This is a genomic window from Stenotrophomonas sp. SMYL41 (genome assembly GCF_036319965.1).
Lineage (GTDB): Bacteria > Pseudomonadota > Gammaproteobacteria > Xanthomonadales > Xanthomonadaceae > Stenotrophomonas > Stenotrophomonas maltophilia_R.
Window position 1 is genome coordinate 55,420 of sequence record NZ_JAWIRX010000007.1, and the last position, 25,127, is coordinate 80,546.

The 25,127-nt window shown below is 66.8% G+C and carries 19 protein-coding genes; 8 read left to right on the top strand and 11 right to left on the bottom strand.

All coding sequences use genetic code 11. The annotated features are described in order from the left end of the window. Nucleotides 1-89: 89 nt before the first annotated feature. Nucleotides 90-2,963, bottom strand: coding sequence for an autotransporter domain-containing protein (locus V3B30_RS10065; RefSeq protein WP_262084585.1), 2,874 nt, complete (start codon nt 2,961-2,963; stop codon nt 90-92). A gap of 236 nt (nt 2,964-3,199) precedes the next feature. Here V3B30_RS10065 and V3B30_RS10070 point away from each other — a divergent pair, with 236 nt between their 5' ends. From V3B30_RS10070 to V3B30_RS10090, 5 genes are read left to right on the top strand one after another with little or no spacing between them, the layout of a single operon-like run. Continuing rightward, nucleotides 3,200-3,727, top strand: coding sequence for a sigma-70 family RNA polymerase sigma factor (locus tag V3B30_RS10070; protein ID WP_100471650.1), 528 nt, complete (start codon nt 3,200-3,202; stop codon nt 3,725-3,727). Further along, the gene (locus V3B30_RS10075; RefSeq protein ID WP_262084586.1) at nt 3,724-4,692 is read left to right on the top strand and encodes a FecR domain-containing protein; all 969 of its coding nucleotides are present in this window, start codon (nt 3,724-3,726) and stop codon (nt 4,690-4,692) included. Before V3B30_RS10070 ends, V3B30_RS10075 begins: the two co-directional genes overlap by 4 nt. Nucleotides 4,693-4,706: 14 nt before the next feature. Further along, nucleotides 4,707-7,502 (top strand): TonB-dependent receptor, encoded by a 2,796-nt coding sequence (locus V3B30_RS10080; protein ID WP_262084679.1) that lies wholly within the window; start codon nt 4,707-4,709, stop codon nt 7,500-7,502. 45 nt (nt 7,503-7,547) lie between these two features. Continuing rightward, nucleotides 7,548-8,504: a hypothetical protein gene (locus tag V3B30_RS10085; protein ID WP_100471647.1), complete on the top strand. Its 957-nt coding sequence runs from the start codon at nt 7,548-7,550 to the stop codon at nt 8,502-8,504. Then, the gene (locus V3B30_RS10090; RefSeq protein ID WP_100471646.1) at nt 8,501-9,220 is read left to right on the top strand and encodes a hypothetical protein; all 720 of its coding nucleotides are present in this window, start codon (nt 8,501-8,503) and stop codon (nt 9,218-9,220) included. The genes V3B30_RS10085 and V3B30_RS10090 overlap by 4 nt, the downstream gene beginning before the upstream one ends. A 60-nt stretch (nt 9,221-9,280) precedes the next feature. On the opposite strand, the gene V3B30_RS10095 is transcribed toward V3B30_RS10090, so the two are convergent. The 7 genes from V3B30_RS10095 to murJ all read right to left on the bottom strand — a co-directional run bounded on the left by V3B30_RS10095 (nt 9,281) and on the right by murJ (nt 18,954). Further along, on the bottom strand, nt 9,281-9,970 hold the full coding sequence (locus tag V3B30_RS10095) for a lysoplasmalogenase (protein WP_262084587.1): 690 nt from the start codon (nt 9,968-9,970) through the stop codon (nt 9,281-9,283). Continuing rightward, complete coding sequence (locus V3B30_RS10100) at nt 9,967-11,850, bottom strand: peptidase M61 (protein WP_262084588.1); 1,884 nt, start codon at nt 11,848-11,850, stop codon at nt 9,967-9,969. Before V3B30_RS10100 ends, V3B30_RS10095 begins: the two co-directional genes overlap by 4 nt. A 146-nt stretch (nt 11,851-11,996) precedes the next feature. Continuing rightward, nucleotides 11,997-12,947, bottom strand: coding sequence for a 4-hydroxy-3-methylbut-2-enyl diphosphate reductase (gene ispH / locus V3B30_RS10105; RefSeq protein ID WP_014036381.1), 951 nt, complete (start codon nt 12,945-12,947; stop codon nt 11,997-11,999). 27 nt (nt 12,948-12,974) lie between these two features. After that, nucleotides 12,975-13,499, bottom strand: coding sequence for a signal peptidase II (lspA, locus tag V3B30_RS10110; protein WP_100471643.1), 525 nt, complete (start codon nt 13,497-13,499; stop codon nt 12,975-12,977). Beyond that, nucleotides 13,499-16,330, bottom strand: coding sequence for an isoleucine--tRNA ligase (gene ileS, locus V3B30_RS10115; RefSeq protein ID WP_100471642.1), 2,832 nt, complete (start codon nt 16,328-16,330; stop codon nt 13,499-13,501). The genes lspA and ileS overlap by 1 nt, the downstream gene beginning before the upstream one ends. Next, entirely contained in the window at nt 16,327-17,274 is a 948-nt protein-coding gene (locus V3B30_RS10120) for a bifunctional riboflavin kinase/FAD synthetase (RefSeq protein ID WP_100471641.1), read from the bottom strand. Before V3B30_RS10120 ends, ileS begins: the two co-directional genes overlap by 4 nt. A 75-nt stretch (nt 17,275-17,349) precedes the next feature. Beyond that, on the bottom strand, nt 17,350-18,954 hold the full coding sequence (murJ, locus tag V3B30_RS10125; RefSeq protein WP_262084680.1) for a murein biosynthesis integral membrane protein MurJ: 1,605 nt from the start codon (nt 18,952-18,954) through the stop codon (nt 17,350-17,352). A gap of 117 nt (nt 18,955-19,071) precedes the next feature. Between murJ and rpsT the strand changes: the two genes are divergently transcribed. Continuing rightward, nucleotides 19,072-19,341 carry a 30S ribosomal protein S20 gene (gene rpsT, locus V3B30_RS10130; RefSeq protein ID WP_005408560.1) on the top strand — a complete coding sequence of 90 codons (270 nt, stop codon included), beginning with the start codon at nt 19,072-19,074 and terminating at the stop codon, nt 19,339-19,341. A gap of 178 nt (nt 19,342-19,519) precedes the next feature. Here the strand turns inward: rpsT and cgtA are convergent, their stop codons facing one another. The 3 genes from cgtA to rplU all read right to left on the bottom strand — a co-directional run bounded on the left by cgtA (nt 19,520) and on the right by rplU (nt 21,356). After that, nucleotides 19,520-20,572, bottom strand: coding sequence for an Obg family GTPase CgtA (gene cgtA, locus V3B30_RS10135; protein ID WP_014036376.1), 1,053 nt, complete (start codon nt 20,570-20,572; stop codon nt 19,520-19,522). A 193-nt stretch (nt 20,573-20,765) separates the two neighbouring features. Beyond that, nucleotides 20,766-21,029: a 50S ribosomal protein L27 gene (gene rpmA / locus V3B30_RS10140; RefSeq protein ID WP_005415704.1), complete on the bottom strand. Its 264-nt coding sequence runs from the start codon at nt 21,027-21,029 to the stop codon at nt 20,766-20,768. A gap of 18 nt (nt 21,030-21,047) precedes the next feature. Continuing rightward, nucleotides 21,048-21,356, bottom strand: a complete 309-nt coding sequence (gene rplU, locus V3B30_RS10145; RefSeq protein ID WP_005408557.1) for a 50S ribosomal protein L21 — start codon at nt 21,354-21,356, stop codon at nt 21,048-21,050. 316 nt (nt 21,357-21,672) lie between these two features. Between rplU and uvrA the strand changes: the two genes are divergently transcribed. Together uvrA and V3B30_RS10155 are read left to right on the top strand one after the other, a co-directional pair. Beyond that, entirely contained in the window at nt 21,673-24,666 is a 2,994-nt protein-coding gene (gene uvrA, locus V3B30_RS10150) for an excinuclease ABC subunit UvrA (RefSeq protein ID WP_262084589.1), read from the top strand. Further along, complete coding sequence (locus V3B30_RS10155) at nt 24,666-25,073, top strand: thioesterase family protein (RefSeq protein WP_025873855.1); 408 nt, start codon at nt 24,666-24,668, stop codon at nt 25,071-25,073. The genes uvrA and V3B30_RS10155 overlap by 1 nt, the downstream gene beginning before the upstream one ends. Nucleotides 25,074-25,127: the final 54 nt, after the last annotated feature.

Genomic DNA, 25,127 nt, shown 5'->3' on the forward strand with positions numbered 1-25,127 from the left:
CTGGCTGGAGTTCCCTGCCGACCATACCGCAGCACCTGCCCTGATGGGATGGCCCCGGCGATACGGATATCGCCGGGGCCGAGTACCCCTTAGAACCGGTAGCCCAGGCCCAGCATCACGCCGTTCTGGATCTGCCCGTCGCGGCGCTCGCCCACGTAGTCGGCCATGATCGACAGGCGCTCGCTGGCGCGACTGGTCACGCCCACGTTCCAGGCCAGCACCTGCTCGCCCACGGCCTGGCTGCTGGCACCAAACACCAGGTCCGGGGCTGCGGCGAAACCGGTGCTGTAGCGCGCCTGCGAATCGCCCAGCTCCTTCTGCCAGACCACGCGGGCACGCGGAGTGATGCGCTCGCCGTTGTTGCCCTCGAAGGTCTTGAACAACTGCAGGCCGGCACCCACGCGGATACTTTCCAGGCTGCCGCTGCGACCGGCCAGCGCACCGGCACCCTGCCCTTCGTTGAAGCGGGTTGCCGACGTCCGTGCGTAGTCCACCACCGGCAGCAGCGGCTGGATCACCAGCCCCTTGCCAGTGGTGAAGGAGAAGGCATGTTCGACCCGCGCCGAGATCGCATCGTTGCTGTATCGGGCACGCAGCGGCTGCTGCAGGCCCTCGATGGCGGAGAGGCTGCGGCGGGTGTCATGGCGCAGATCGGTGTAGCGCACGGCCGCTGACAGGTAGCCACGCGAATAGGTCGCGTCCAGGTAGCCGCCCACGTCCAGCGCGCGCACGTCGCCGCTGAAGCCGGAGCCATCGCTGGCCTTGGTCGACATGTCGGCCGCGGCCACGCTGGCACCCAGGGTGACGCGGTCATCGGCCAGGCGGGTGTCGGCACCGACCACGATGCCACCGATGTTGTGGCTCAGGCCGCCCACGCCACCGTCGGCGTCGATGCGGCCATGGCTGGCGAAACCGCGTGCCCACAGGCCATGGCTGCGTCCCGTCGCACCGCCACCGCCAGTCCCCTCGCCGGCCGGTTCGACCAGATGCATGGCCAACTGGTTGAACAGGCTGCCATGACGCATGCCCGGCTGCGCCGACACCGACTGCGCCGCCTGCGAAGCCAGTCCATCGGCATCGCCGCCACTGCGCATCGCCGCCTGGTGCTGCTGCACCACGTTGCCGATGCTGCCCAGCAGTGCGTTGTCGGCCAGGCGCAGGCTGGCATGGGCATCACCGCGCAGGGCGCCGGCCTGCTGTGCGATCACATCGCGGTCGGTGAACTGCAGCGCGCCGAGCAGCGACTTCAGGCCGCTGTCCTGGCGGTCCGATGCGGCTGCCAGCGCGCGCCCCAGCCCGTCGCCGGAGGTGCCGTTGGCAAACAGCCCCAGCTGGTCGAAGCCCGGGTTGGCGGTCAGCCACAGGCCATCGGCCGTCTGGTTGACGTTGAAGCTGAGCAGCGAATTGTGGCGCGGGCGGAACACTTCACCGCCGGTGATGCTGGCGCTGTAGCCGGCATCGCCCAGCCGCACGACATCCTGGAAGCCGCCCTGGTAGATCGGCCCTTCCACCAGGTCGCGGCGGTAGGCACCGGCATAGAAGCCCTGGGCAACATTCAACGCCAGGTGTGCACCCTGCGCGATCACCAGCGCGCCCTCCTCGGCACCGTCATCGTAGAAGCTGCCGACGCGCAGGCGGCCACTGCCGGTGCCACCGGCCTCGGTAACGTCGAACAGCAGCTGGCCGCCGGGCATGATGTTGACGTAGCCGTGGGTCACCAGATCACCGCCGCGCGGCATCAACGTGCCGAACACGCGCAGGCGGTTGAAGCCGTCCTCGCGCCAGGAGGGGCCGGTGCCATCCAGCAGTGCATCGGTGTCGATGCCCACCGATGCGATATCACCGTGACCGACCACGACGCTGCCCGGCATCACCCGCAGCTCGGGGGTGCGCAGCGCACCGCCCTCCAGTGCGATGGTGCCGTTATCGACCAGCATGAAATCGGCGCCGGTGGTTTCGGCGGTGCGCCACGTGGCGCCATTGCTGACACGGATCACGCCGGCGGAATTGGCCAGGGTCGAAACGTCCAGATCGGCCAGCCGCAGCTGGCCGCGCAGCTCATCCTGGAGGTCGGGGTCGCCGAGCAGCTGCTGCAGCGACTGTGCGCCGATGCCGTTCGGCCCCCGCGTGGAGACGTTGTACAGGCTCACCGCGTAATTGATGTAGGTGCTGGCCCAGTCGGTGTTCCAGCGCGCGAAATCGTCATCGACGAAGGCCTGCAGCTGACGCGCGGTGCGCAGGTAGCCCGGGTTGATGTCGCCACTGACGTTACTGGTGATACGGAGGGTGTCGCCCGGATCACGGTAGCCTGCCGTGTTGATGATGTTGTTGCCGCGGATGTCCTGGCCCGGGAACGACTCCAGCTTGCTGCCGCTGCCATCCGGATCGAAGGTGACCGATGTACCCGTGGTACGCGCCGGGTCGCGGAACACCAGCAGGCCGTTGGGCGCCACCACTTCGTACATGGCCTTGTGCAACAGGCCGGCATCCATGCCGCCGCCATAGTTGCCGGTGTAGATCTGGGTCATGCGCGGCGACGGAGCGTAGGTGATCCTGCCACCACTGCTGGCAGCATGGATCTGCACCGAATCGACCAGCGGCAGATCGCCGCCGAGATAACGGTTGACGCCGCCGGACTGCATGATCGAGCAGGACGAAATGCAGTGACCGGACACGATGGTGTCCAGGCCCTGGGTGCGGATCACTGCCTGCAGCCACTCGCCGGCGATCAGCGCGCCACCGTTGGACGTACGCAGCACGACTTCACGGATCGGACGGCCTTCAGCCTGCGCCTTGGCCAGCAGTGCAGGCAGCGCCACCACATCGGCAACGGTGACGCCGCCGCTGAGGAAGACGCGATCGTCCTGCACGTGATAATTCATTGCCATGACGTCATCAACCGCCGCCATGGCGGTGATGCCCATCAGCCCTGCCAGGGCCAGGCTCAACTTCGAATGCTTCATGTGTTCTCTCTCCACCCGCAACACACGGGTCAGGAGTTCAACGTCCGGGTGGCGCGATCTCCCCCAGCGCACCGGCCCTCGAAACATGAATGCATTCACAATGAAATCATGGACCACGCCCACTCTTCCCCATCCGGTCATCGTCGCGTAAAACTCGAAGACGTACCCGCCACCGACGCCCGAGGCCAGCCCTGTCCGCCCCCTCTCCTCTGATCCATCGCGCGCCGGACCTGTCCGTGCCGGCGGACGCGTTCATTGCGTTCGTGCGGGAGGAACGCGCGCCGTTGTGCGCCTTCCTGCGCACGCGCGGTGTTGGGCCGGAGGATGCCGAGGACATCGCGCAGGACTGCATGGAGCGGCTGATCCGCTATCGCACGCACAGTGCCGACGAGTTGCGGCTGCTGCTGTATCGTATCGCCCGCAACCGCCTGGCAGATCGCGGGCGTTCGTCGCAGTCGCGACCGCATCTGTCCCTGGCCGAGCACGATGGCGGCAACGAGCCTTCCAGCACGTCGCCCGATCCATTGCGCCAGGCCGAGTCCGGGCAGATGCTGTCCCTGCTGCGGCAGGCCCTGTTCAAGCTGCCCGAGCGCGCGCGCGAGGTGTACCTGCTCAACCGGATCACCGGCATGAGCTATACGCAGATCGCGCGCCACTGTGGAATTACCGCCAAGACCGTGGAAAAACATATCGCCCGCGCCCTGCAGGGCCTGCGCCAGGAACTCGGATCGGATCCGCTGCACAACGACAGGGACAACGGATGAGTCAGGCGAGGCCCCGGGAAGACACCCAGCTGTTCGAACGCGCCAGCGCCTGGGTAGCGCGGCTGGAAGCTCCGGACTGTACGCCGGGCGAGCGCGAGACGTTCGAGGACTGGCTGGCCGAAGATCCGGCCCATGTCAAAGCCTGGATCCAGGCCGAGACGCTGTTCCAGCAGGGCGAAGTATTGGCCACCGACCCGTGGCTGCGCACTGCCGCGGCACGCGTGGCGCGGCCGGTGCGGCGCCGCTGGCTGCCGGCGCTGGCCGCTGCCGCAGGCGTCTGCCTGGCCATCGGGATCGGCTGGATGGTGGCGGTCGATGGCAACCCCACCCCACTTCGCTATGCCAACGATTCCCACCAGCCCCGGCAACAGACGCTGGCCGATGGCAGCGTGGCCACGCTGGATGCCGGCACCACCCTGCACGCCCGTTTCGGCTGGCGCCATCGCAACCTGGTACTGGAACGTGGCCGCGTGCAGCTGCAGGTCGCACCGTCGGGCAAGGCGCTGCAGCTGCGCGCCGGCGACAGCACCATCCGCGACATCGGTACCACCTTCCAGGTGGAACGCCTGCACGACGGCCTGGTCGAAGTTGCGCTGCTGGAAGGTGCGGTAGAAGTCAGCAATGGCGGGACCCAGCACACGCTGACGCCCGGCCAGCAATTGCAGGTGCTGCCGTCGGGCCGCATCCAGCCAGGTCCGGCACTGTCGTCCAATGCCGCTGCCGAAGGCTGGCTGCAGGGGCAGCTGGTGTTCGATGCCACGCCGCTGTCGATCGTTGTCGAGCGCATGAACCGCTACGGCCGCACGCCGCTGGTGATCGCCGATCCCGAGATCGCCAGCCTGGCGGTGAGTGGCACTTTCCGTGCCGGCGACGCGCAGGAGCTGCTGTCGGCACTGGAACTGGGTTGGTCGGTGGCTGGCCAGACGCGACCGGATGGCGCGCTGGAACTGCGCCGCACGTACTGAGGAGGCCTGCGGTGATGGCAGTACCGGGCGCGCTGCAGGGAGGGCTGCTCCGCACCCTGTTCTGCTTCGCGCTGAGCATCCCCGCGCTGCCGTCTGCCGGTGCGGCCGAGCAGGCGGGCACCCTGGAGATCCATGTTGATTCAGGCCCGCTGGCACCCGCCCTGCAGCATTGGGCGCGACAGAGCGGCATCGCCCTGCTGTTCGATGCGCGTGAGCTGGATGGCCTGCGCACGGCCGGCACCCATGGCCACCGCGATGCGGCCACGGCCCTGAAGGACCTGGTCGCCGGCATGCCGGTGAACATCCTGCGTACGCCTGCTGGCGGATTCGTCGTCCGCCGCACCCACCCCGCGCCGCCATCGCCACCGTCGGTCGCTGCACGCGCCATGCCCGCAGCACCTTCGCCACACAAGGCCGCCAACGCTCCGCCGCAGGTGGAACTGGCGCCGATCCATGTCACCGGCAGCCGGCTGCCACGCACCTCCGTGCAAACCACGCTGCCGGTCACCATCATCGACCGCGATGACATCCTGCGCAGCGGCTACGGCAGCCTGTTCGACCTGTTGCGGCACTTGCCGGGCATGAACGGCCACCCGGCGATGAGCACCTCGCGCAGTGGCGATTCGCAGTACCTGCCGGTGGGTGCGGCCACCACCACCAGCCTGGACGGCATGGGTCCGCGTGCGACCTTGTTCCTGGTCAACGGCCGGCGCCTGCCACGCTATCCCATGGTGTCGCTGGAACAGGGGGGGCTCACCGATCTTGGTGGAATTCCGCTCAGTTTCGTCGAACGCATCGAACTGGTACGCGGCGGCGCCTCGGCCATCTATGGTGCCGACGCGATGTCCGGCGTGGTCAACATCATCCTGCGCGACCAGGCCGATGGCCCGGAAGCCATGCTGCAGACCGGCCTGAGCGGACGCGGTGACGCCGGCCAGTATCGCCTGCAGGCGGCCACCGGCGGTGTGCGCGACGGAGGGGACCGCTGGTTCGCCGGCATCGACCTGCACCGCATCGATCACGTGGCCGGTGATCGCCGCCAATGGCATGCGGAAACTTCGCAGTACCTGATCGGCGCGTTCCGCGATGGCCTCTACTGGCCGGCAAAACGCTGCGAAGGGCCATTGAAACGGCGCGATGGTGCCTGCTGGTTCGACAGCGCGCGCCCGCGTTCGCTGCAACCTGCCTCGGATACGGCCTCGGCCTACCTGCGCTACCGGCATGAACGTGGCGAAGGTCGCTATGCCTACGCCGAGGCGCGGGCCAGCCACAACCGGCAGCGCTTCGACCTCGGCCCGACCGCCGTTGCCATCGGCCTGTATGGGTTCACCTTCAACAGCGTGCTGCGCGAAGCCGGCAACGTGCGTCCGCATGTACGTGCCACCGATGCCGACGTCACCTTCGGCATCGGCCGCGACCAGGGCCGGCGCAGCTGGGATGCCGGCATCAGCGCACAGCGCAGCGATGTCACCCTGTCCACGTCGGGCACCGTGCGCGCCGAGCCGCTGCTGCGTGCGGCGGAGACGCTGGACTTCCTGCCCGGCTTCACGTCGCTGCCGGCAGGCGCGGCCGAGCAGTTGTTCCCGTCGATCCGCAACCGCGGCCGCACTGAACAATGGCAGGGCTGGTGGGGCATGCAGCGCGAGTTGATGCCGCTGGCCGGTGGCCACGCACAGCTGGCCACCGGCATCGACCTGCGCCAGGAACGCTGGACCTCGCATCCCGACGCACTGCTGAGCCAAGGTGACCTGGCGCTGGGCCTGCCGCAGGAGCAGCGCCACCTGTCGCGCCGCAGTGGCGGCGCCTACGCCGAACTCGGCCTGCCCCTGGCGCACACGCTGCGCATGGACCTGGCAGCACGCTGGGACCGCGACGGCGACTACCAGGCCTTCTCGCCCCGTGTGGGCCTACGCTGGAGTCCCACGCCACAGTGGTCATTCCTGCTTGCCAGCGGGCGCGGCTACCGTGCCCCCAGCCTGTTCGAGCAGCGGCGTCCACCGGGCTACTTCGGCGCGATCGAACTGCCCGCCTCCAGCGCGCTGCCGGACTGCGCGCAGAGCACTGGCAACGGACGCTGCAACGTTACCGTGGACGTGGTGGAGAACGATGCGCTGAAGGCAGAACGGTCGCTCAGTCATTCCCTGGCCGCCACCTGGACGCCGACCGATACGTTCTCGCTGTCACTGACCCACAACATCGTCGAGCTGCGCAACGAGATCCTGGCCCTGCAACCGGCCGACGCAGTGTGGAACCGCAGCACCTGGGAGCTGGACGAGGACGGCCACCTGCGCAACCTGCGCCTGTCCTTCGACAACATCGGCCGCACCACGTCGCGCAACTGGGTACTGCGCGGGGAGTACCACATCGACACCGGCAACACCGGCCAGTGGCTGTTCTCGCTCGATGCACTGAAACAGCAGGAACTGCGCCGCGAACGTGGCCACGATGCCACGGTGGACCTGCGTGGCCATGTCACACCCACGATGGCTGCCGTGCTCAATGTGCAGTGGCAGAACAGCAACTGGGACATCGCCCTGCGCGGCAACCAGGTCGGACGCACGCGCGCCTGGTTGCCCGGTGCAGAGTGCCCGGAGGATCAGCGCGGGCAGAACCACTGCATGAACCCCCGGCAGCTGCGCTGGAACCTGCATCTCGCACGGCGCCTGGGGCCGCGCGTGGTCGCCGCGCTGGACGTGCACAATGTGCTCGACACGCAACCGGTGAACTATCTGGTCGGCAATGGTGGCCAGATGCCGGGTCTGGATGACCCACTCGGCCGCTACTTCCTGCTGACCCTGCAGATCCGCTGAGCGTAGTACCCTACGCGCCCTGTTCCATCGGTCCCCCACCACCCCATGAAGGCCTATCTCTGGTTCTGGGGCGCGTTCCTGCTGTTCTTCGCGTTACCCTTTCCGTGCATCCTCTACCTCGGCACGTCGTGGCCGGTGCAGCTGGCCGACCGCAGCGCACCGTGGCTGGCACTGCTGTTGCTCGCCGTATCGCTGGCCCTGTGGCTGGCGTTGCTGCTCGCCTTCCTGCACTACCTGCTGCTGGGTCCACCGCGCGCCCTGCATCGGGTGCGTTCGATCTTGGCCGACGGTGAGCCGCGTGATGCCTTGATCGAACAGGCCGAACAGACCGGCATACAGGTACGTGGCTTCCCACAGTGGAAGCTGCAGTTGCGCTTCCAGAACCTGTCCGGCACACCGGTCAGCGAACAGATGCTGGTGGTGGACAGCAAGCCACAACTGCAACGCTTCATTGCCGGCAAGCGTATCGAGGCTCGCCTGAGCCGTGCGCCGGGCGAGTTCCCCAACGTGGTGCTCGACGGCGCCCAGCCGGAACTGGATGTCGGCAGCCTCTGGCGCCGTGGCATCGGTGCGGCGATCGGCATCGTCGCGGTTGCCAGTGCCTACGTGTTCGCCTATCGGCTGCAGAGCGAAGGCCTGGGCTGGACCTTCCTGTCGTTCGGCCATCCACTGCTGGTGTGTCCGCTGGTGTTGTGCGGCTATGCGCTGGGCCTGCGCCTGCTCGGCCGCCTGCTGCAGGCCGATGCCCGCGGTGACGCGCTGAAGTACCGCGGCATCGGCGTGGAGGCGAAGGTGCTGAAGCTGCGCCAGACCGGCACCTATCTCAACGAGCAGCCACAGGTGGAGTTCCAGCTGGAATACACCGACCGCGAGGGTGCCGTGCAACAGGCCAGCGTACGTCGCTTCATCCCACTGATCGAACTGGCCAACCTTCCGCGCGAGCAGGTCACGCTGCTGTACGACCCGGAAGATCGCGGCAACGTTCGCCTGGAGGGAATATGAAGCAGCCGCCCTCGACCCGGCTGGTGTTCTGCGTGGTGTTGCTGGCGCTGGCCGGCGTTGCCGTGGCAGGGGGTGCGCTGCAGACGCTGGGCGAAACGCTGGGCCATTCAGTGCAGGCCGATCGGTTGCCACCCTTCGTTTCGTCGCAACCGCCGCGCGAACAGCCTGCATCGCTTGCGCCCGGCGTTACTGTGGCTGCTGGACCGCAGCCTGCCCCGATTCCCGCGCGAAGCAATCGCCTGTTCGATGCCGACCACCTGCTGGCCGCACGCCAGGCGCTCGAGGAACTGCCGGCGCTGGCCGGGCATCGGCTGACGGTGTTCCACAGCATCCACTTCTACGATGATGGCCGCATCAACCTGGACCTGGTCGATCCGCAGCACCCCTCGCGCGTTGACAGCTACCACTTCGAGCGCGGCCAGTGGCGCAGGGGCAGCCCGGTCGATCCGCAACGCTTCGCCCCCACCATCACCCTGCGCCGCAGCAGCACGGCGCTGGCCAATATCGATTTCGAGGCGGTGCCACGCGTCGCCCAGGCGCTGCAGGCGCAGCGAAACGCGTTGATGGGCACACCGGGTGAAGTCGGTCACGTCTATGTGATCGTGCGCAAGGGTGGCACTCTGGTCTGGCTGCCGGACGAGGTCGCCGGTGACCGCCAGTCCGTACGCCTCTCGTTCGACGCACAGGGTGCCCTGCGCGGCACGAGCCACCGATAGTCAACGCAAAAAAGGGGACGGAGGGGATTAAGTCGTTTATGCCATGGTGCCGTCTGCGACTTAATCCCCTCCGTCCCCTTTTTGCTGTTTCACCGAGCGGGCGATGGCGTACTGCGCGCCGTAGTAGGTGGACAACACCAGCAGGCTGGCCAGCGGCAGGCCGCCGGCGAAGCGGTCCCAGGCCAGCAACGAATCGCTGGCGACGAACAGCAGCGCACCGGCGGCAGCCCAGCGCGCACTGCTGTCTTCCACGGCTCCGGACTGCGGCCGGCGCCACTGGCGTGCCAGTGCCAACACCGCCATCGAGGCCAGCACTATCACGTACGCCAGCACCGGAATACGCATCGGTGCAGGCAGGTGCGGCCACAGGCCCAGTACATTGAGTACAGCGAACGCGCCGAGCAGGACGCCGGCGGCGAGCAGGACGCGTCCGGCACGCAGGCCATCGCGGAAGGCGACGATGTAGCAGAGATGCGCCAGCAGGAACGCCACCAGCCCCGGTACGAACGCGTCCATCGGCAGCATCAGCGCGATGTCACCCACGCATGAGAGCAGCATGCCGGCCAGCACAGCACGCCGATAGAACGGCTGTGCGGGATCGTGCACGCGCCAGGCGATGGCGGCGATCAGCAGCGTGGCGGCCGGCTTGGCCAGCCAGTGCAGCCAGCGCCCATCGCCGTGCAGGAATGCACCCACGATGGCGAGAATCGCCATCAACAGGATCACGCCATCGCGGGCGCGCGGCTTCATCGTGCCTTCCACAGATCCGCAAGGCGGTCAGGTTTGCCGGCGATGCGCTCCAGCACCGGATACTGCAGGCCACCGTGATAGTCGATGTTCATTGTTTCAATGCGGTCGAACCGCTTCACCAGCAGCACGATCGGCGCCTTGTCCTTCGCCGCGCCGGCGACGGCGTCCTTCAAGCGCTGGCTGCTGTACTCGCGGCCGCCAACGGCAATCACCTTCATGCCCGGCGCCAGGCCGGCATTGAACGCCGGGCTGTCCCAGATCACGTCGCCGACCACGCCGCTGTCGAGCACGGTCGCGCCCAGCGAGTACGCCAGCAGCGCCGCCTTCGCGCGCTTTTCCTGCGCCTTGTAGGCGTCGTTCGGGGTATCGCGGTAGGCCAGCTTCCAGCCCGCTAGTTCCAGGCCACCGGTCAACGAACCATGGCCATCCAGGCGCCCGCGCAGGAACGTCGCCCAGTCATACGGCGCGATGCCGTTCAAGGTCGTGACCACGTCATCGAAGGTGTACGGGTTGACCTCCCAGTCGCCATTGCCGACGCCGAAGAAGGCGCGCGCGAAATCGTCTAGGCTGCGCCGGTTGCCGCTCAGTTCGCGCAGCTTGCCCTCCACTTCCAGCCACAGCATCTGGCCGCCGGAGTAGTAGTCCTCGCTCATCTGGTAGTTGCGGTAAGGCAGCGTGCGGCGCTGCGCGATGGTCGGATCGTTGGTGGTGTCCTGCAGCGGGCGCCAGGCCAGGCCCGGCCGGCCACGATCATAGGTCGCGGCCACGTTGGCCAGCATGTCGCGCGCCTGCGCGGTCGACCACAGGCCCGAACGCGCCGCCAGCACCTGTCCCCAGAACTGGGTCTGGCCTTCGTAGACCCACAGCAGGCTGTCGCCCATCGGCACGTTGAAGTTGGCGGTGGCCAGATCCGCGCCGCGACGGTACTTGCCGTTCCAGGAATGGGTGTACTCATGCGGCAGCAGATCGCGCATCCACGCGTTGCTGTCCCACTCGGTGAAGTAGCCCGGGTCGGCACTGTTCTCGCTGGAGCGATGATGCTCCAGGCCGATGCCGCCGAGGCGGTCGGTCAGCGCCAGCAGGAATTCATAGTGGTTGTAGTGGCGCGCACCGTAGAGCTTGTCGGCCTGCTGCACCAATGCACGGTGCATCGAGATCTGCGCCTCGCTCGGCTTCAGTGACTTGGCGTCGTCGGCGAACACATTGAGGTGCACCGGCACCTTCGCACCCGGGTCGAGATCGATGCGCTGGTAATGCTCGCCGGCGAACAACGGTGAATCGACCAGGTGGTCATACGAGATCGGCTTGAACACCACGGTATCGCCATCGCGGCGCGCGGTTTCAAGCGCAGTGGCGAACGACCAGCCCTTGGGCAGGGTCACGCTGGCCTGCGCCTGCAGGTTGCGTGCATCCACCCCGGCCGGGTACAGCGAGTTGGCGTTCCACTGCAGGTTGAGCATTTCCGGGGTCATCACCACCCGCCCCTGGCTGCCACCCTGCGAGGACAGGAAGTCGAAGTGGGCGACGATTTCAGTCACGCCCTCGGGTACGTCCACCTTGAACGCATAGACGTTGTACTGGTCGCGCTGCCAAGCCAACGGTTTGCCGTTGGCGGTCACGCGCAGGCCGGCCAGCTTGTCGATCGGGCCGGTGGGTGAGTGATTGCCGGGAATCCACTGTGGGTACAGCAGGGTCATCGGGCCGGGCTTGGCCGGCACGCTGGCGGTCACCTTGAAGATGCGCCGGGCCAGGTCGCGTGCGTCCACATCGATGCGCAGCAGGCCGGGAGCGGCCGCGTTCGCCGGTGGCGAGGTCTGCGCCAGTGCAGGCGTGGCGGTCAGCGCGAACAGCAACGACATGGCCAGGGCACGGGTCTTCATCGGGCAGGTTCCAACAACGGAGAATCCTCCGATGCTAGGCCTGTAGAGTGCCCTGCCCCATGGCCAAAGGTCATGGGCGGACCGCCCATCCGCGCCTGCCAAAAAGCGTGCGAACCAAGGTTCGCACCCACAAGAGTCAGGCTCGGTCAGTCGACCAGGCGCAGGCGCAGTTCCTTCGGCAGCGCGAACACCATCGATTCCGGTTCGCCGTCCAGCTCGCCGACGCCGGTCGCGCCCAGCTCGGCCAGGCGCGCCAGCACGCCATCGACCAGCACCTGCGGTGCCGAGGCACCGGCGGTCACGCCGATGTGCTGCTTGCCTTCCACCCAGCGCGGGTCGATCTCGTGCGCGCCGTCGATCAGGTACGACTCCACGCCCTCACGACGGGCCAGCTCGCTCAAGCGGTTGGAGTTGGAGCTGTTCGGCGAACCGACCACCAGCACCAGATCGCAGCGCTTGGCCAGGTCGCGCACGGCGTCCTGGCGGTTCTGCGTGGCATAGCAGATGTCGTCGTTCTTCGGGCCCTGCATCGCCGGGAAACGCTCGCGCAGCGCATCGATGATGCCGCGCGTGTCATCCACCGACAGAGTGGTCTGGGTGGTGTAGGCGAAGTTTTCCGGCTGGTTGATGTGCAGCGTGGCGACCTGCTCGACATCCTCCACCAGGTAGATCTGGCCGGTGCCGGCTTCGCGGTTCCACTGGCCCATGGTGCCTTCCACTTCCGGGTGACCGGCATGGCCGATCAGCACCACGTCACGGCCGGCACGGCAGTGGCGGGCCACTTCGAAGTGGACCTTGGTCACCAGCGGGCAGGTGGCATCGAACACCTTCAGGCCACGGCGCTCGGCTTCCTGGCGCACGGCCTGGGACACGCCATGGGCACTGAAGATCACCGTGTTGTTGTCCGGCACTTCGTCGAGTTCCTCGACGAAGATTGCGCCGCGCTGCTTCAGGTCGTCGACCACGAAGCGGTTGTGCACCACTTCATGGCGGACGTAGATGGGCGCGCCCAGCGTTTCGATCGCGCGCTTGACGATCTCGATCGCACGATCGACACCGGCACAGAAACCACGCGGGTTGGCGAGCAGCACATCCATCAGTTCAATCTCCCGGCAGCGGCCGGCTTACGGTTTCGGGTTGGCATTATCCGCCTTTTTGGCGGACTTGCCGTCGAACAGGCCAAACAGGGCGATGCCGATGGCACCCACCACGATGGCCGAGTCGGCGATGTTGAACGAGGGCCAGGTGTAGCTGCCCACGTACCACTGGATGAAATCGACCACATGACCATGCACCTGGCGGTCGATCACGTTGCCGATGGCGCCGCCGATGATCAGCGCATACGGCACGGCCGCCTTCCAGTTGCTGCGGGCGGTGCCGCGCAGCCACCAGGCCATCAGGCCGCTGATGGCGATCGCCAGCGCGGTGAAGAAGTGCTTCTGCCAGCCACCAGCGTCGCTCAGGAAGCTGAACGCCGCACCGGTGTTGTAGGTGCGGTACCAGTTCCAGAAGCCGTCGATGACCACCACCGGTTGGAACTCCGGCAGGCTCGACAGCACCCAGGCCTTGGACCACTGGTCCAGGCCGATGATGGCGGCCGACAGCAGCAGCCAGACCAGGGCGTTCGGATGCGGACGTGCGGCGCTCATCAGAACCAGCTCCGCAGTTCGCCGGCGCCGGTGACGTTGCTCACGCAGCGGCCGCACAGTTCCGGATGGTCCGCGTTGCTGCCGACGTCGGCGCGGTGGTGCCAGCAGCGCACGCACTTGGCCTTGGTGGTCGGCTGGGCGCTGACGAACACCTCATCGGTGGTCGCCGGGCGCACCTGCACGTCGCCGCTGATGAACAGGAAGCGCAGTTCATCGGCCAGCGGCTGCCAGCGCGCGGCCTGCTCTTCGCTGGCGGCGATGGTGATTTCCGCTTCCAGCGCGGCACCGATGGCGCCGTTGGCGCGCATCGGCTCGAGCACCTTGGCCACCTGCTCACGCACAGCCAGCAACTGGTCGAAGTCAGCGGCGTTGAGCTGGGCATCGGCCGGCAGCGGCGCCAGGCCGTCGTACCAGGTGGTGAACAGCACATGCTCGGCGCGTTCGCCCGGCAGGTAGCCCCACAGCTCGTCGGCGGTGAAGGTCAGGATCGGCGCCACCCAGCGGGTGAATGCTTCGGCGATGTGGTACATCGCGCTCTGTGCCGAACGGCGACCGCTGGAATCGGTCGGCATCGTGTACAGGCGGTCCTTGGTCACGTCCAGGTACAGCGAGCCCAGGTCAACGCTGCAGAAGTTCAGCAGCAGCTGCACGATCTCGGCCATGTTGTAGCCGTCGTAGGCCGCCTTGATCTTCTCCTGCAGCTCCCACGCGCGATGCACGATCCAGCGGTCCAGTGCGACCATCTGCTCGAGCGGTTGCAGGTGCTGGGCCGGATCGAAACCGTCCAGGTTGCCGAGCAGGAAGCGTGCGGTGTTGCGCAGGCGACGGTAGGCGTCGGCGTTGCGCTTGAGGATCTCCTGCGACAGCGACATCTCGTTGCTGTAGTCGGCCGAGGCGATCCACAGGCGCAGGATGTCCGCGCCCAGCTTGTTCATGATGTCCTGCGGCTCGATGCCGTTGCCCAGCGACTTGGACATCTTGCGGCCGTGCTCGTCCACGGTGAAGCCATGGGTCAGGCACTGCTTGTACGGGGCGCGCTTGTCGATCGCCACGCCGGTCAGCAGCGAGGACTGGAACCAGCCGCGGTGCTGATCCGAACCTTCCAGGTACAGGTCGGCCGGCTTGCCGAAACCACGCGCGGCAAGCACGCCCTCATGGGTGACGCCCGAATCGAACCAGACGTCGAGGATGTCGGTGACCTTCTCGTAGTCGGCCGCTTCGGTGCCCAGCAGTTCGGCGGCATCCAGCGAGTACCACACGTCGATGCCCTCGGCTTCGACGCGGTCGGCGACCTGCTGCATCAGCTCCACCGAACGCGGGTGGATCTCGCCGGTCTGGCGATGGGTGAACAGTGCGATCGGCACGCCCCAGGTGCGCTGGCGCGAGATGGTCCAGTCCGGGCGACCGTCGACCATGCTCTGGATGCGCGCCTTGCCCCAGGTCGGGAACCAGCCGACGGTGTCGATGGCGGCCAGCGCATCGTTGCGCAGGTTGGCCTTGTCCATCGAGATGAACCACTGCGGGGTGGCGCGGAACACCACCGGCGTCTTGTGGCGCCAGCAATGCGGGTAGCTGTGGCGGATCGGGTGGAAGGCCAGCAGCGAACCGTTGTCGCGCAGCACGCCGACGATAGCCTCCTGCGCCTTCCACAGGTGCTGGCCAGCCAGCACCACGTCACCGGCCGGCGGGGTCGATTCCAGGTACACGCCACGGCCGTCGATCGGAGTCACCTGGCCGGCGTTGTACTTGTCCAGCAGGCCGTACTTCTGGCTGACCACGAAGTCTTCCTGGCCGTGGCCGGGGGCGGTGTGCACCGCACCGGTACCGTCCTCGTCGGACACATGGTCGCCGTTGAGCACCAGGATCTCGCGTTCCGGGTAGAACGGATGCGCCAGCAGCTGGTTTTCCAGCGCCGCGCCGGTGGTTTCACCGTGCAGCACCACTTCGTCCACGCCGTAGCGCTGCAGCGCGCGCTCGGCCAAGGCCGCGGCCAGCACCAGCCAACGGCGCTTGCCGTTGTGGGCCGGGCCCTCGGCCAGCACGTAGTTGATCTCCGCGCCCAGCGACACCGCCAGCGAAGCCGGCAGCGTCCACGGCGTGGTGGTCCAGATCGGTACAGCCACTTCCACATCGGCCGGCACGCTCACACCGAAGGCCTGGCCGATGGCCTGCGCATCACGCGCGGCGTAGGCCACGTCGATCGCCGGCGATTCCTTTTCCTGGTACTCGATCTCGGCTTCGGCCAGCGCCGAGCCACAGTCGAAGCACCAGTACACCGGCTTGGCGCCACGCACCAGGTGGCCGTTGGCCACGACCTTGGCCAGCGCGCGGATCTCGTTGGCTTCGAAGTCGAAGCTCAGGGTCTTGTACGGGTTGTCCCAGTCGCCGGTCACGCCCAGGCGCTTGAAGTCCACGCGCTGGATGTTGATCTGCTCCTCGGCGAACTCGCGGCACTTCTGGCGGAACTCGACGGCGTCGAGCTTGGTGCCGACCTTGCCCCACTTTTTCTCGACCGCGATCTCGATCGGCAGGCCGTGGCAGTCCCAGCCCGGCACGTAGGGCGCATCGAAGCCGGCCAGGTAGCGCGACTTGACGATGATGTCCTTCAGGATCTTGTTGACCGCGTGGCCCAGGTGGATGCGGCCGTTCGCATACGGCGGGCCGTCGTGCAGCACGAACAGCGGGCGGCCGGCGGCGTTGTCGCGCAGCTGCTGGTAGAGCCCCTGCGCTTCCCACCGCGCCAGAATGCCCGGTTCGCGCTTGGGCAGGTCGCCGCGCATCGGGAATTCGGTGGCTGGCAGGTTCAGGGTGGTCTTGTAGTCCTGGCTCACGCAGTGGCTCGCAATCTATGTTCGGAAAGGATGGCGCGCGCCTGTTCGGCGTCGCGGTGCATCTGGTCGGTCAGCGCCGCCAGATCATTGAATTTCTCTTCGTCGCGCAGCTTGGCGACGAACTCCACGTCGATGTGGCGCCCGTAAAGGTCGCCCTGGAAATCGAACAGGTGGGCTTCCAGCAGCGGCTCCACGCCGTCCACCGTCGGCCGCGTGCCGAAGCTGGACACCGACGGCCACGGCTGGTCGAACACGCCGTGCACCCAGGTCGCGTAGATGCCCGACAGTGCCGGGGTCTTCGGGAAGCGCAGGTTGGCGGTGGGGAAGCCCAGCGTACGGCCGAGCTGGCGCCCGCGCACCACACGCCCGCTGATCGCGTACGGACGGCCGAGCAGGTCGTTGGCGCGGGCGAAATCGCCGTCCTGCAGCAGCTGGCGGATGCGGGTGCTGGAGATGCGCTCACCATGCAGGTCCACCGCTTCGATCTCGCCCGCGGTGAAGCCGAGTTCGGCGCCCATCTTCTGCAGCAGGGCCAGATCGCCGCGGCGGCGGTTGCCGAAGCAGAACTCCGGCCCGATCCAGACCTCACGCGCGCCCAGCCGGTGCGCCAGCAGCTGGCGCACGAAGGTCTCGGCCGGCATCGCCGCCATCGCCGCGTCGAAACGCAGCAGGCCGATCGCATCGACGCCCAGCTCGCGCAGGATCTCGACCTTGCTGCGCGCCAGGGTCAGCCGCGGCGGCGGCGTGCCCTGGGCGAAGAATTCACGCGGCAGCGGCTCGAATGCCACGGCCACTGCGGCCACGCCCAAGGCGCGCGCGCGGGCAACCGCGTGGCGGACCAGCGCACGATGGCCCAGGTGGAGGCCGTCGAATGCACCGATACAGACCACGCTTCCGTTGGGGAACAGCTCCCCGCCCTCGACGCTTCTGAACAGCCTGCTCATCAACTCTCGTTCCGGCCCGACCGGGGCCGCCGCTTCAATGGTGTAACCCTGAAGTATAGCCGCCACGGGCCGCGATCAATGCCCGCGCAGGTCGCGCGGGCGGAAGCCCATCGCCACCATGGCCACCGCATAGGTCGCGCCACCGCCGCCGACCAGCAGCGCCAGTGCGCCGATCCGCTCCCACACCCCCATCGCCGGGAAGCCGGGCAGCCAATGCAGCAGGGCCAGCAGCACACCGACCATGGCCGCGCAGGCCAGCAGCAGGCGCAGCAGATAGCCGCCCCAACCCGGCCGGCGCTGGTAGACATCGGTCTTGCCCAGCCAGTACCAGAGCAGGCCCAGGTTCAGGTAACTGGACAGCGCACTGGCGATGCCCAGCGCCAGGTGCAGGCCCGGCTGCTTGCCGATGGCCGCCATCACCCCCTGCGCCTTCAGCGCGTCCGGCACCATTACCTGGTACAGCACCGCCAGCAGGATGAAGTTGAACGCCATGTTGGCCACCAGCGCGGCAACGCCTGCGCGCACCGGGGTCTTGGTGTCCTGGCGGGCGTAGAAGGCCGGCAGCACTACCTTCAGCAGGGCGAACGCCGGCAGGCCGAAGCTCAGGCCGTACACCGACAACGCGGTCATGCGGGTATCGAAAGCACTGAACTGGCCGTGCTGGAAGATGGTCGCGATCAGCGGCTCGGCCAGCAGCAGCAGGCCCAGCATGGCCGGCACCGAGATCAGCAAGGTCATGCGCAGGCCCCAGTCCAGCGAGCGCGAGAAACCCTCGCGGTCGGTGCTGACGTGGTGGCGGGCCAGCGCCGGCAGGATCACCGTGCCCAGGGCCACGCCGAACACGCCCAGCGGCAGCTCAAGGAAGCGATCGGCCAGCGACAGCCAGGACTGCGAGCCGTCGGTCAGCTTGGCCGCGATCACCGTATCCAGCAACAGGTTGATCTGCGCCACCGAGGAACCGAACAGCGTCGGCACCATCAGCGTCATCACCTTGCGCACGCCCGGATGGCTCCAGCCCCAGCGCGGCAGGGTCAGCAGGTTGATGCCCTTCAGCGACGGCAGCTGGAACAGCAGCTGCAGGATGCCAGCGGCGAGTACCGCCCAGCCCAGCGCCAGGATCTGCTTTTCCGGGGTGCCGCCCAGCCGCGGCGCCAGCCACAGCGCGCCGGCGATCATGCAGAGGTTGAGGATGACCGGGGTCAGCGCGGGCATCGCGAAGCGCTGGAAGCTGTTGAGCGCGCCGCCAGCCAGTGCGGTCAGCGAGACGAACAGCAGGAACGGGAAGGTCAGGCGGAACAGGTCGACCAGCAGGCCCTGCTTCACCGGATCCGTATCAACGCCACTTGAGAAGACCGAGGCCAGCTGCGGCGCGAAGATCAGCGCCAGTGCGGTGACCAGCATCAGCACCCCACCCAGGGTGCCGGCGGTCCGGGCCATCAGTTCACGCAGCTCGGCGTGGCTGCGGGTTTCCTTCACTTCCGTGAACACCGGCACGAAAGCGGTGGCGAAAGACCCTTCGGCGAACAACCGGCGCAGGAAATTGGGTACCCTGAAGGCGACCCAGAAAGCATCAGTGATGGCGTTGGTGCCGAACGTGGTGGTCACCACGAAGTCCCGGACAAGTCCGAGAACGCGCGAGACCATGGTCATGCTGCTGAACGACAGCAGGCCCCGCAACAACTTGGGTGAACTCACTCAGCGTCCCTCTTGACAATCGACTTGACGTGCATTTCTTACGCCATCATACTAGCTAGCTTGCTGTTCCCATAACACCGATTTTTTCAGGAAACCACCACCGTGGCCAATATCAAGTCCGCCAAGAAGCGCGCCAAGCAGACCGTCGTGCGCAACGCGCGCAACGTGGCTCAGCGCTCGATGCTGCGCACCGCTGTCAAGAAAGTGATCAAGGCGCTGGACGCCAACGATGCCGCCGGCGCCGAAGCCGCCTTCGCCGTTGCCCAGCCGATCCTGGATCGCTTCAGCGCGCGTGGCCTGATCCACAAGAACAAGGCTGCTCGCCACAAGAGCCGCCTGAACGACCGCATCAAGGCTCTCAAGGCCGCCTGATCCGGCGTTGCCGCCTAGCCCCTCGGGGCTGGGCTGCAGACAAAAGCCCGGCCCCTGGCCGGGTTTTTTGTTGCCTGCTCGCCCCGGGGCCAGATCCCTTCCCAGCGGAAAAGGGATCTGACCGCAACAACAGAAAACCCGGCCGAAGCCGGGTTTTTCGCGCGGAACCACAACAGCATCACTGCGCGTTGCGGGCTTCCAGCTCATCTTCCTTCTGGCGATCAAAGAACGCCATGATCCGGCTCATGATCGGGAAAGTGCCTTCGCGACCCAACGCGGAGACCAGGAACCACGGCTCCTTCCAGCCCAGCTCGGCGACGATCTGCTCGGCCGCCGCCTGCGCCTCGTCCTCGAACATCAGGTCGGCCTTGTTCAGCACCAGCCAGCGCGGCTTGTTCAGCAGCTCCGGATCGTGCTTCTCCAGCTCACGCTCGATCGCCCGCACCTGCTCCACCGGCGAAATGCCTTCCACGCCGCCTTCCATCGGCGAGATGTCCACCAGGTGCAGCAGCAGGCGGGTGCGCTGCAGGTGGCGCAGGAACTGCGCGCCGAGGCCGGCACCATCCGCCGCGCCCTCGATCAGGCCGGGAATGTCGGCAATCACGAAGCTGCGGTAGTTCTCCACCTTCACCACGCCCAGGTTCGGGTACAGCGTGGTGAACGGGTAATCGGCCACCTTCGGCGTTGCCGCCGAAACGGCACGGATCAGGGTGCTCTTGCCGGCGTTGGGGAAGCCCAGCAGGCCGACGTCGGCCAGCAGCTTCAGCTCCAGCTTCAGCGTGCGCTCCTCGCCCGGCTCACCCGGCAGCGCCTGGCGCGGCGAGCGGTTGGTCGAACTCTTGAAGTGCATGTTGCCCAGGCCGCCGCGGCCACCTTTGGCCACCAGCAGCCGGTCGTTGTGCTGGGTCAGGTCGCCGATGACTTCATCGGTGGCGACATTGATGACCACGGTGCCCACCGGCACGGTGATGGTCAGGTCTTCGCCACCCTTGCCATAGGCCTGCCGGCCCATGCCGTTCTCGCCGCGCTGCGCCTTGAAGATGCGGTCATGGCGGAAGTCGACCAGGGTGTTCAGGTTTTCGTCGGCGCGGATGTACACGCTGCCGCCCGCACCGCCGTCGCCGCCGTCCGGGCCGCCGAGCGGAATGAACTTCTCGCGACGGAAGCCAATGCAGCCGTTGCCGCCGTTGCCGGCGAACACTTCGATTTCTGCTTCGTCTACCAGTTTCATTGTTTCGATGCCTACGATGGGCGCGGCCTGCCTGCCGTCGCCTTGAATGTTATGCCTGCCGATGGCCGGCAGCCCGGCCTGGCCGGTCTTGCGTTCACTCTAACGAAAAGCCCCGCCGAAGCGGGGCTTTCCATGCAGCGTGCTCTTCATCCAGCACGGCCATGCCTGGGCACGGGTGCCGGCGATGCCTGGATCAGGCGTCGGCCGAGACGATGCTGACGGTGCGACGCTTCTTGGCGCCCTTGACCGAGAACTCCACCTTGCCGTCCACGAGGGCGAACAGGGTGTGGTCACGGCCCAGGCCAACGCCCGAACCCGGGTGGAACTGGGTGCCGCGCTGACGCACGATGATGTTGCCGGCTTCGATGGCCTGGCCGCCGAAGATCTTGACGCCCAGGTACTTCGGGTTGGAGTCGCGACCGTTGCGCGAGGAGCCTACGCCCTTTTTATGTGCCATGACTGCTTCTCCTGATGCTTAGCCGGCGATGCCGGTGATCTCGATTTCGGTGTAGTACTGACGGTGACCCTGACGCTTCATGTGGTGCTTGCGGCGACGGAACTTGATGATCCGGACCTTGTCAGCACGACCCTGGGACAGGACCTTGGCGGTGACGGCAGCGCCCTTCAGCGCATCGCCCAGCTTCACGCCATCGCTGTCACCCAGCATCAGGATGTTGTCAAACTTGATCTCGCTGCCGACTTCGACTTCGAGCTTTTCAATGCGGAGCTTTTCGCCCTGCGCCACGCGGTATTGCTTACCGCCGGTGACCAGTACTGCGTACATGACCAGGCCTTCCTCTGTAGTTATTGTGGTCTGAGCTGCCGCCATCGAGGGCGGACAGGAGCGGGATTGTACGCAGATCAGCGGGCGCGGGTCAAGTCAACCCCTGAACGGCCTGGAGGCCGGGCCGGAACGGGGTCAGATCCCTTTTCACGTGGTTAAAAGGGATCTGACCCCTGCCTGTCAGCCTGTCTCATCAGGTGAGACCCCGGGCTGGCATTGTCGCCCATTGCCCCCATCTGGTCACCTCGGTAGGCTGACCGATTGCCGTTCCCTGCTGGCCCGGCACCCAGCCAACGCCCCCACAACCGGATCCCCCATGGCGATGGATTTCATCCGCATCCGCGGCGCGCGGACGCACAACCTGAAGAACCTCGACCTCGACCTGCCCCGCGACAAGCTGATCGTGATCACCGGCCTGTCCGGTTCGGGCAAGTCATCGCTGGCGTTCGACACCATCTATGCAGAAGGCCAGCGCCGCTACGTCGAGTCGCTGTCGGCCTACGCGCGCCAGTTCCTGAGCGTGATGGAAAAGCCGGACCTGGACCACATCGAGGGCCTGTCTCCGGCGATCTCGATCGAGCAGAAGTCGACCTCGCACAACCCGCGTTCGACGGTCGGCACGATCACCGAGATCTACGACTACCTGCGCCTGCTGTACGCCCGCGTCGGCACCCCGCGCTGCCCGGATCACGGCTATCCGCTGGAAGCGCAGACGGTCAGCCAGATGGTCGACCAGGTACTGACCCTGGACCCGGAACAGCGCTACATGCTGCTGGCCCCGGTCATCCGCGACCGCAAGGGCGAGCATGCCCAGGTGTTCGACCAGCTGCGCGCGCAGGGTTTCGTGCGCGTGCGCGTGGACGGCGAGCTGCACGAGATCGACGCGGTGCCGCCGCTGGCGTTGCGCCAGAAGCACACCATCGAGGCGGTGATCGACCGCTTCCGCCCGCGCGAGGACATCAAGCAGCGCCTGGCCGAGAGCTTCGAGACCGCGCTGAAACTCGGCGACGGCATGGCCTCGGTGCAGAGCCTGGACACGGCCGACGCCGCGCCGACCCTGTTCTCCTCCAAGTACTCCTGCCCGGTCTGCGACTATTCGCTGCCGGAGCTGGAACCGCGCCTGTTCTCGTTCAATGCACCGATGGGCGCCTGCCCCGGCTGCGATGGCCTGGGCATGGCCGAATTCTTCGATCCTTCGCGCGTGGTGGTGCACCCCGAGCTGTCGCTGGCCGCCGGTGCGGTGCGCGGCTGGGATCGCCGCAATGCCTACTACTTCCAGCTGATCGCATCGCTGGCCAAGCACTACAGATTCGATGTCGACGCGGCCTGGAACTCGCTGCCGCAGAACGTGCAGCAGGCCGTGCTGTACGGCAGTGGCGATGAAGCGATCACTTTCACCTACTTCACCGAAGCCGGCGGCCGCACCCAGCGCAAGCACCGCTTCGAGGGCATCATTCCCAACCTCGAGCGCCGCTACAAGGAAACCGAATCGCCGGCGGTGCGCGAGGAGCTGTCCAAGTACATCAGCGAACAGCCGTGCCCGGAATGCCATGGCGCGCGCCTGAACAAGGCGGCACGCAATGTGTTCGTGGCCGACCGCCCGCTGCCGGACCTGGTGGTGCTGCCGATCGACGAGGCGCTGAAGTTCTTCAGCGAACTGAGCCTGCCGGGCTGGCGTGGCGAGATCGCCTCGAAGATCGTCAAGGAAATCGGCGAACGTCTCGGCTTCCTGGTCGATGTGGGCCTGGATTACCTGACCCTGGAGCGCAAGGCCGACACCCTGTCCGGTGGCGAGGCACAGCGCATCCGCCTGGCCAGCCAGATCGGCGCCGGCCTGGTCGGCGTGATGTACGTGCTCGACGAGCCGTCGATCGGCCTGCACCAGCGCGACAACGAGCGCCTGCTCGGCACCCTTACCCGCCTGCGCGACCTCGGCAACACGGTGATCGTGGTCGAGCATGACGAGGATGCAATCCGCCTGGCCGACTACGTGCTGGACATCGGCCCGGGCGCGGGCGTGCATGGCGGCGAGATCGTCGGCCAGGGCACCCTGCAGGACATCCTGGAGGCACCGCGTTCGCTGACCGGCCAGTACCTGTCGGGCAAGCGTGCGATCGAGATCCCCGCGCGCCGGCACAAGCCGAACCCGAAGATGACGCTGCACCTGCGCGGCGCCAGCGGCAACAACCTCAAGGGCGTGGACCTGGCGATTCCGTCGGGCCTGCTGACCTGCGTGACCGGCGTGTCCGGCTCCGGCAAGTCGACCCTGATCAACGACACCCTGTTCTCGCTGGCCGCCAACGAGATCAACGGTTCCTCGCACCCGATCGCCCCGTACAAGGAAATCGATGGCCTGGACCTGTTCGACAAGGTGGTGGACATCGACCAGTCGCCGATCGGCCGCACCCCGCGTTCGAACCCGGCCACCTACACCGGCCTGTTCACCCCGCTGCGCGAATTGTTCGCACAGGTGCCCGAAGCGCGTGCACGTGGCTACTCGCCGGGCCGCTTCAGCTTCAACGTACGTGGTGGCCGCTGCGAAGCCTGCCAGGGCGACGGCCTGATCAAGGTCGAGATGCATTTCCTGCCGGACGTATACGTGCCGTGCGATGTCTGCCATGGCAAGCGCTACAACCGCGAGACGCTGGAGATCCTCTACAAGGGCTTCAACATCAACGACGTGCTGGAAATGACTGTCGAGGATGCGCTGAAGCTGTTCGAGCCGGTGCCGTCGATCGCGCGCAAGCTGGAAACGCTGGTCGATGTCGGCCTCAGCTACATCAAGCTGGGCCAGAGCGCGACCACGCTGTCCGGCGGCGAAGCACAGCGCGTGAAGCTGTCCAAGGAACTGTCGCGCCGCGATACCGGCCGCACCCTGTACATCCTCGACGAACCGACCACCGGCCTGCACTTCCACGACATCGAAGCGCTGCTGGGCGTGCTGCACAAGCTGCGCGACGAAGGCAACACGGTGGTGGTGATCGAACACAATCTCGACGTGATCAAGACCGCCGACTGGATCGTCGACCTGGGCCCGGAAGGTGGCCACCGCGGTGGCACCATCCTGGTCACCGGCACGCCGGAAGACGTGGCGGCCTGCCCGCAGTCGTACACCGGCCAGTTCCTGGCCCGCATGCTGCCCTCCACCAGCGCGCGCCCGGAACAGCCGGCCGCCGTGGCCAACAAGCCCGATGCGCGCCCGCCGCGCAAGGTGAAGCCTGAAAAGCCTGCCAAGGTGGCGAAGAAAGCCGTGGCCGCCAAGAGCACCGGCAAGGCCAGCAAGAGCACGACGAAGAAGAAGGACGCCTGATGAGCAGCGAACACAAGATCCTGGCCCGCATCCCGATCAGCGTGCGCTGGCGTGACATGGACAGCATGGGCCACGTCAACAACGCCAAGTACATTTCCTACCTGGAAGAAGCGCGCGTGCGCTGGATGCTGGGCGTGGAAGGCGTGTCGATGACCGACCGCATCGCACCGGTGGTGGCCGCGACCAACGTCAATTACCGGCTGCCGATCGTGTGGCCCAACGACATCCTGGTGGAACTGTTCGTCGAGCGCCTGGGCAACAGCAGCGTGACCATCGGCCACCGCATCGTCGACCAGCAGGATGAGTCGAAGCTGTATTCCGACGGCAACGTGGTGGTGGTGTGGATGGATACGCAGACCGGCAAGAGCGCGCCGCTGCCGGACGCAATCCGCAGCGCGTCTACCTGACGCGTCCTCGGTAGATGCCGACCTTGGTCGGCATTGGCCCCGTCGGGCATGGCC

Coding starts and splice junctions, on each gene's coding strand:
- V3B30_RS10100 (WP_262084588.1), bottom strand. CDS start 11,850: ATGAAGACCCGTGCCCTGGCCATGTCGTTGCTGTTCGCGCTGACCGCC.
- V3B30_RS10120 (WP_100471641.1), bottom strand. CDS start 17,274: ATGAGCAGGCTGTTCAGAAGCGTCGAGGGCGGGGAGCTGTTCCCCAAC.
- V3B30_RS10075 (WP_262084586.1), top strand. CDS start 3,724: ATGAGTCAGGCGAGGCCCCGGGAAGACACCCAGCTGTTCGAACGCGCC.
- V3B30_RS10080 (WP_262084679.1), top strand. CDS start 4,707: ATGGCAGTACCGGGCGCGCTGCAGGGAGGGCTGCTCCGCACCCTGTTC.
- V3B30_RS10090 (WP_100471646.1), top strand. CDS start 8,501: ATGAAGCAGCCGCCCTCGACCCGGCTGGTGTTCTGCGTGGTGTTGCTG.
- V3B30_RS10085 (WP_100471647.1), top strand. CDS start 7,548: ATGAAGGCCTATCTCTGGTTCTGGGGCGCGTTCCTGCTGTTCTTCGCG.
- V3B30_RS10095 (WP_262084587.1), bottom strand. CDS start 9,970: ATGAAGCCGCGCGCCCGCGATGGCGTGATCCTGTTGATGGCGATTCTC.
- V3B30_RS10155 (WP_025873855.1), top strand. CDS start 24,666: ATGAGCAGCGAACACAAGATCCTGGCCCGCATCCCGATCAGCGTGCGC.
- V3B30_RS10065 (WP_262084585.1), bottom strand. CDS start 2,963: ATGAAGCATTCGAAGTTGAGCCTGGCCCTGGCAGGGCTGATGGGCATC.
- rplU (WP_005408557.1), bottom strand. CDS start 21,356: ATGTACGCAGTACTGGTCACCGGCGGTAAGCAATACCGCGTGGCGCAG.
- cgtA (WP_014036376.1), bottom strand. CDS start 20,572: ATGAAACTGGTAGACGAAGCAGAAATCGAAGTGTTCGCCGGCAACGGC.
- uvrA (WP_262084589.1), top strand. CDS start 21,673: ATGGCGATGGATTTCATCCGCATCCGCGGCGCGCGGACGCACAACCTG.
- ispH (WP_014036381.1), bottom strand. CDS start 12,947: ATGGATGTGCTGCTCGCCAACCCGCGTGGTTTCTGTGCCGGTGTCGAT.
- rpmA (WP_005415704.1), bottom strand. CDS start 21,029: ATGGCACATAAAAAGGGCGTAGGCTCCTCGCGCAACGGTCGCGACTCC.
- lspA (WP_100471643.1), bottom strand. CDS start 13,499: ATGAGCGCCGCACGTCCGCATCCGAACGCCCTGGTCTGGCTGCTGCTG.